The organism is Streptomyces sp. NPDC054796 (assembly GCF_053611545.1).
The window spans coordinates 20,358-27,302 of sequence record NZ_JBSHAO010000080.1 but is presented as its reverse complement, the minus strand read 5'-3'; the positions used below and the strand labels follow the sequence as shown (position 1 = coordinate 27,302).

At 73.9% G+C, this 6,945-nt stretch carries 4 protein-coding genes; all 4 read right to left on the bottom strand.

The features are described from left to right. Positions 1-61: 61 nt before the first annotated feature. The 4 genes from hutI to hutU all read right to left on the bottom strand — a co-directional run bounded on the left by hutI (position 62) and on the right by hutU (position 6,843). Entirely contained in the window at positions 62-1,258 is a 1,197-nt protein-coding gene (gene hutI / locus ACWGJ2_RS37045) for an imidazolonepropionase (RefSeq protein WP_453350774.1), read from the bottom strand. 682 nt (positions 1,259-1,940) lie between these two features. Further along, positions 1,941-3,290: a formimidoylglutamate deiminase gene (locus ACWGJ2_RS37040; protein WP_453350773.1), complete on the bottom strand. Its 1,350-nt coding sequence runs from the start codon at positions 3,288-3,290 to the stop codon at positions 1,941-1,943. Continuing rightward, positions 3,281-4,489 carry an allantoate amidohydrolase gene (locus ACWGJ2_RS37035; protein WP_453350777.1) on the bottom strand — a complete coding sequence of 403 codons (1,209 nt, stop codon included), beginning with the start codon at positions 4,487-4,489 and terminating at the stop codon, positions 3,281-3,283. The genes ACWGJ2_RS37040 and ACWGJ2_RS37035 overlap by 10 nt, the downstream gene beginning before the upstream one ends. 677 nt (positions 4,490-5,166) lie before the next feature. Beyond that, positions 5,167-6,843, bottom strand: coding sequence for a urocanate hydratase (gene hutU / locus ACWGJ2_RS37030; RefSeq protein WP_453350772.1), 1,677 nt, complete (start codon positions 6,841-6,843; stop codon positions 5,167-5,169). Positions 6,844-6,945 lie beyond the last annotated feature (102 nt).

Here is a 6,945-nt window from a genome sequence, read left to right as displayed (position 1 = left end):
GCCCGTGAGCGCGAGACGCTCACGGGCCGCCGCCGTCGTACGGGGGCGGGGGCACAGGGGCCTACACGCCGACGCGCTGTCCCCGCCGCCACACCTCGCCGACGAGGGGGACGCCGGGGCGGTAGGCGAAGTGCACATGGGACGGCGCGTCGAGGAGGGCCAGGTCCGCGTACGTGCCGGGTGCCAGCCGTCCGACGTCGTCCCTGCGCAGCGCCCGCGCACCCCCGGCCGTCGCCGCCCAGACCGCCTCGTCGGGCGTCATGCCCATCTCGCGCACCGCGATGGCCACGCAGAACGGCATCGACGAGGTGAACGACGAGCCCGGGTTACAGTCCGTGGACAGCGCGACGGTGGCACCGGCGTCCAGGAGGCGCCGCGCGTCCGGGTAGACGGCGCGCGTCGAGAACTCGCAGCCCGGCAGCAGCGTGGCCACGGTTCCGGTGTCACTCTGGCTCTGGCTCCAGCTCTGGGCCAGCGCGTCCACGTCCGCTTCGGTGAGGTGCGTGCAGTGGTCGGCCGAGGCCGCGCCCAGCTCCACGGCGAGCTGGACACCCGGCCCGTACGAGAGCTGGTTGGCGTGCACCCTCGGCACGAGGCCCCTGTCCCGGCCCGCGGTGAGGATGGCGCGCGCCTGGTCCCCGTCGAACGCGCCCTTCTCGCAGAACGCGTCCACCCAGCGCGCGTACGGGGCGCACGCGTCCAGCATCTCGCCCGTGACCAGCGCGACGTAGGCCGCGGGGTCGTCCGCGTACTCCGGGGCGACGATGTGGGCGCCCAGATACGTCACCTCGTCGGTGTGCGCGGCGGCGACGCGCAGGGCGCGGGCCTCGTGCTCGGTGGTGAGGCCGTAGCCGGACTTCGTCTCCATCGTGGTGGTGCCCTGGCGCAGGGCCTCGTCGAGATGCGCGCGCAGATTGCGGGCCAGCGCCTCGTCGGTCGCCTCGCGGGTGGCGGCGACCGTCGTACGGATGCCTCCGGCCGTGTAGGCGTTGCCCGACATGCGGGCGTTGAACTCGGCGGTGCGGTCGCCTGCGAAGAGGAGGTGGGAGTGGGAGTCGACGAAGCCGGGGATCACGGCGCGGTGCGTCGCGTCGTACGCCGTGTCGGCGGCGGGCGCCTGTGCGGCGCCCCCCACCCACACCACACGCTCGCCCTCCACCACGATGGCGGCCTCCTCGATGATCCCCAACTCCCCCTCTCCGAGGGACGGTTCGTTGGTGACCAGCCTGCCGATGTTGTCGATGAGCGTCGTCGTCATCCTCTGTTCCTCCGTCGGGGGTTCCGGGTGCGGGTTGGTGTTTCGGGGTTGCCGGTTCGCCGGGGGTGTTGCGCGGGACGGTTGGCCGGTGTGGTGGGTGCCGTAGGGTCCCGCGCTGGTTTTTGTGCCGCTGCACGGTGCGCTGGGCTGGGCGCCGTGTTCGGCTGCCTGGCCGGTGGCTTCGGCGCGGTGTGTGGTGGCGGTGCGTTCGCGGCTGGCGCCGCGTGGTTGTTGGTTTCGGCCGGTGGTCGTGTGGGGTTGGTGTGTGGTGGGGGTCGGTGCCGTGGTGGGGTGTCTCCTCGGGCGGCGACAAGTGCGGGTCTCGTTTACGGGTTTCCTCCGGCACTCGTCGCCACCACTTGCGGGGACACCCCACCACGTCCCCTCCCACCCGGTGGCCAACTAACGGCCGGTGACCACTTCGGTTGTTCCCATGCTGTGGACCGGTGCCGTACCGGCACCCATGCGCCCGCCCCGGGCACCGTGCCGGAGGGGCCCACTCCTGTTGTGGGCAATCCCCGCAGGCGAGGGGGCACCTCCCAGCGGTAGCTGGGGAGGGTGGGCACAACCCGTGCCACCGGGGTGCAGTCGCGCAGCGAAACCCCAAGGGGCAACCGGGTAGGCGCCCCCTGCGCCGGAGGTTCCGCGCTGAGGGGGTGGCCCCGGCACGCCAGGGGAGGGGTTACAGGGCGAGGGCCTCGGAGAGGGCCTTTGCCGGGTCAGGGACGGAGGTGTGGGTGCCGTCGCGGACCACGTGGCGGCCACCCACGACCGTGTGCCGCACATCCGCACCGGTCGCCGCGAACACCACCGCCTCCGCGGCCATCCGCGAAGGCGGCCCCATCGTCCGTACGGAATCGAGCGCCACCGTCGTGAAGTCGGCCAGCGACCCGGCCTCCAGTCGCCCCGCCTCGGGCCACCCGAGCGCCGCATGCCCGTCCTCCGTCGCCGCCCGCAACAACTGCGCCGCGGTCCAGTGCCCCCGCGTACGCGACCGCAGCCGCTCGTTCAGCTCCATGCCCCGCGCCTCCTCGAAGAGGTCGATCACGGCGTGGCTGTCGCTGCCCAGCGAGAGCGCCGTGCCCGCGCGTTCCAGTTCGGGTGCGGGGCCGATGCCGTCGGCGAGGTCGCGTTCCGTCGTCGGGCACATGCACACGCCCGTCGAGGAGCCGCCGAGGCGGCGGATGTCGCCGTCGGTGAGGTGGGTGGCGTGGACGGCGGTCGTGCGGGGGCCGAGGACGCCGTGGTCCGCCAGCAGTTCGGTGGGTGTGCGGCCGTGGGCCTTCTGGCAGGCGTCGTTCTCGGCGGTCTGCTCGGACAGGTGGACGTGCAGCGGCGCCTCCCGCGCGTCGGCCCACTTGACGACGGTGTCCAGTTCACGCGCGGGCACGGCCCGTACGGAGTGGATCGCCGCGCCCACCCGGGCCGTCGCGGGGTCGGCGGGTGTGAGCGCCGAGGCCCGTTCGGCCCACTGCGCGGCCGTGCCGTCGGAGAAGCGGAGCTGCGGCCTGCCGGGCGGTGCGCCGCGCCCCTTGGTGCCGAAGCCGGAGGCGAGGTAGGCGGTGTCGAGGAGCGTGACGCGGATGCCCGCTTCGGCGGCTGCCGCGAGCAGCGCGTGGCCCATGGCGTTGGGGTCGTCGTAGCGTGCGCCGCCGGGCGCGTGGTGCAGGTAGTGGAACTCTCCGACGCAGGTCACACCCGCCAGGGCCATCTCCGCGTACGTGGCGCGCGCGAGCGCGTAGTAGGAGTCGGGCGTGAGGCGGGACGCGACCTGGTACATCACCTCCCGCCACGTCCAGAACGTGCCGGAGCCCACCTGCACGGCGCCGCGCAGCGCGCGGTGGAACGCGTGCGAGTGCGCGTTGGCCAGCCCCGGCACGGTCAGTCCGCGCAGCACTTCGGCGCCCTGCGGCGGCGAGGTGACGCCGGTCCGCACGTCGGCGATCCGTCCCCCGTCCGCCGTCTCGATGGCGACGCCCGGCTCCACGGTGCCGTTGAGCCAGGCGTATTCGCACCAGTACGTCAGTCGCACGCGAGCCCTTCCAGTACGTCGGCGAGTGCGGTCACCCCGGCCACGCAGTCGTCCTCCGCCGCGAACTCGGCGGGCGAGTGCGAGACGCCGGTGGGGTTGCGCACGTACAGCATGGCGGTCGGGACCGAAGCGGACAAAATACCCGCGTCGTGTCCCGCGCCCGTCGGCAGGACGGGCGCGCCGCCCAGTTGTGCGGCGAGCCGGTCCCGCAGGCCGTGGGCGAACTCCACGACGGGGGTGAACGACTCCCGTTCGACGCGGACGTCCACGCCGTCGCGCAGTCCGCGCTCGCCCGCCGCCCTCTCGATCTCGGCGACGACGGCGGCGAGGGTCTCCTCGTCGGCGGCGCGGGAGTCGAGCCAGCCGCGCACGAGGGAGGGGATGGCGTTGACGCCGTTGGGTTCGACGGAGACCTTCCCGAAGGTGGCCAGGGCTCCGGCGAGCCGCGCCTTCTCGCGCGCCGCGAGCACGGTCCCGGCGTACGTCAGCATCGGGTCGCGGCGGTCCTCGATACGGGTGGTGCCCGCGTGGTTGGCCTCGCCCGCGAAGTCGAAACGCCAGCGTCCGTGCGGCCAGATGGCGGAGGCGACGCCGACGGGCTGGTCCCGCTCCGCGTCGGCCAGCGCCCTGCCCTGCTCGATGTGCAGCTCGACGAACGCGCCGATGCGGGCGAGGCGTTCGGGGTCGGGGCCGATCGCGTCGGGGTCGTGGCCCGCCGCCTCCATGGCGCGGGCCAGGGTGACCCCGTCGGCGTCGCGCAGCGCGTGCGCCTTCTCGCGGCTGAGCTGCCCCGCGCTGAGCCGCGAGCCGACGCAGGCCATCCCGAAGCGCGCGCCCTCCTCGTCGCCGAAGTTGACGACGGCGACGGGCCGGGTGAGACGGGCCGCGTCGCGGGTGCCCTCGCGGGCCCGCAGCAGGTCCAGCGCGGCGAAGGAGGACACGACGCCGAGGGGGCCGTCGAAGGCGCCGCCGTCGGGCACGGAGTCGAGATGCGACCCGGTGACGACGGCGTCCCCTGCGGCGGGGTCGCCGAGCCAGGCCCACTGGTTTCCGTTGCGGTCCACCTCGTAGGCGAGCCCCCTGGCTGTGGCCTGCGCCTGGAACCAGTCCCGGCACTCGGCGTCGGCGCCGCTCCACGCGTATCGCCGGTAACCACCACTGCGCGCGTCCCGCCCGACGGGCGCCAGCTCGCGCCACATGGCGTGGAAGCCGGGCGGCGCCGACGCACCTGCCTGAACGGACGCGGCCCCCGGCACGGACGTCGCGCCCGAGGCGGGCGAGTCACCGGCGGGAGCTCCACCGGGAGTGGGCCCCGCTCCACCAGCAGACGCACGGCCCGCGACGGGCACACCGCCCTGGCCCGGTGCCGCACCCGGCCCAAGCCCCCCGGCAGACGACCCCGCGGCCGCCGCGCCCGCGCCGGGCAACCCGCCCGGAACCGCCGTACGGCCGGAAGCGGACTCTGAGCCCGCGACAGGCGAGTCACCAGCCGGGGACCCATCCGGAGGGGGCGACCCGGCAGGGGCCGCGCCCGGGGCAGGCGCTTCCCCCGGCACAGGCGTCGCGTCCGGGTCCGGAGTGGTCGCCCCGGAAACGGATCCCGGACCCGAGGCCGGGGACCCGCCCGAAGCGGAGGTCCCCCCGCCAGGAACAGCACCAGAGGCGGACCGTCCGTCGGAAACGGGCCCCGCGCCCGAGACCGGCGCCCCGCCGAAGGCAGGCGCACCCGCCGAAGCGGCAGGCGCACCTCCCGGAACGGACGGCGCACCCGGAGCAGACGGCGCTTCGGCGGGCGCCCCGGCAGGGGCGGGCCCCGCGCCCGAGGCGGGTGCGTGTGCGGCCCGGGGCAGGGGGCTCCCGGTGGATTCGGGGTCGGTCACGAGCCCTCCCGCATGGGGATGCGGACCTCTCGGGCCGAGGCGACCGTCTCGGCCCGCTCGTAGCCCGCGTCGACGTGCCGGATCACGCCCATGCCGGGGTCGTTCGTCAGGACGCGGCGCAGCTTCTCGCCCGCGAGGGGCGTGCCGTCGGCCACCGTGACCTGGCCCGCGTGGATCGAGCGGCCCATGCCGACGCCGCCGCCGTGGTGGATGGAGACCCAGGACGCGCCGGATGCGACGTTGACCATGGCGTTCAGGAGGGGCCAGTCGGCGATGGCGTCGGAGCCGTCGAGCATGGACTCGGTCTCGCGGTAGGGCGAGGCGACGGAGCCGCAGTCGAGGTGGTCGCGGCCCAGGACCAGGGGCGCGGAGATCTCGCCGCTCGCGACCATGTCGTTGAAGCGCTCGCCCGCGCGGTCCCGTTCGCCGTAGCCGAGCCAGCAGATGCGCGCGGGCAGCCCCTGGAAGTGGACACGCTCCTGGGCCATGGTGATCCAGCGCCGCAGGGACTCGTTCTCGGGGAAGAGGTCCAGGATCGCCCGGTCGGTGGCCGCGATGTCCTTCGGGTCGCCGGAGAGCGCGGCCCAGCGGAAGGGGCCCTTGCCCTCGCAGAAGAGCGGCCGGATATAGGCGGGCACGAAGCCGGGGAAGGCGAAGGCGCGCTCGTAGCCCGCGAGCTGGGCCTCGCCGCGGATCGAGTTGCCGTAGTCGAAGACCTCAGCGCCCGCGTCCATGAAGCCGACCATGGCCTCCACGTGCCGGGCCATGGACTCGCGGGCGCGCGTGGTGAAGTCGGTGGGCTTCTCGGCCGCGTACGAGGCCATCTCGTCGAAGTCGATGCCGACGGGCAGGTAGGACAGCGGGTCGTGGGCCGAGGTCTGGTCGGTCACGATGTCGATGGGGGCGCCCTCGGCCAGCATGCGCGGGAGCACTTCCGCCGCGTTGCCGAGCAGCCCGATGGACAGGGGGCGGCGGGCGTCGCGGGCCTCGGTCGCCAGCTGGAGCGCTTGGGCGAGGGAGTCGGCGCGTACGTCGAGGTAGCCGTGCTCGATGCGGCGGTCGATGCGGGAGGGGTCGCACTCGACGCAGAGGGCGACGCCGTCGTTCATGGTCACCGCGAGCGGCTGGGCTCCGCCCATGCCGCCGAGCCCGGCGGTCAGCGTGATGGTTCCGGCGAGGGTGCCGCCGCTGTGCTTGTTCTTAGAAGCGAGTTTGGCGGCGACGGCGGCGAAGGTCTCGTAGGTGCCCTGGAGGATGCCCTGGGTGCCGATGTAGATCCAGGAACCGGCCGTCATCTGGCCGTACATGGTGAGCCCCAGCGCGTCGAGCCGCCGGAACTCGTCCCAGTTGGCCCAGTCGCCCACGAGGTTGGAGTTGGCCAGGAGCACGCGCGGCGCCCACTCGTGCGTACGCATGACGCCGACGGGACGCCCGGACTGGACGAGCATCGTCTCGTCGTCGGCGAGGGTCTCCAGGGTGCGGAGCATCGCGTCGAACGAACGCCAGTCGCGTGCCGCCTTTCCGGTGCCGCCGTAGACGACGAGCTTGTCCGGGTGTTCGGCGACCTCCGGGTCGAGGTTGTTCTGGAGCATCCGCAGAGCGGCTTCCTGCTGCCACCCCCGGGCGCTGAGCTGGCCGCCGCGCGGCGCCCGCACGGGTCGCGGTCCTGACATGGCCCCTGCCTCCTGTCCCGCCGGTTCCGCCTGTGTGCCCAGGCGGAACCGGAACGCATTCATCTATTCACACACCTTACTTGCTGAATACTTTCAGTCAAC

Excerpts from the sequence above, each read along its gene's own strand:
- hutI (WP_453350774.1), bottom strand. The coding sequence starts at position 1,258 with ATGACGACGACGCTCATCGACAACATCGGCAGGCTGGTCACCAACGAA.
- ACWGJ2_RS37035 (WP_453350777.1), bottom strand. The coding sequence starts at position 4,489 with ATGTGGCGCGAGCTGGCGCCCGTCGGGCGGGACGCGCGCAGTGGTGGT.
- hutU (WP_453350772.1), bottom strand. The coding sequence starts at position 6,843 with ATGTCAGGACCGCGACCCGTGCGGGCGCCGCGCGGCGGCCAGCTCAGC.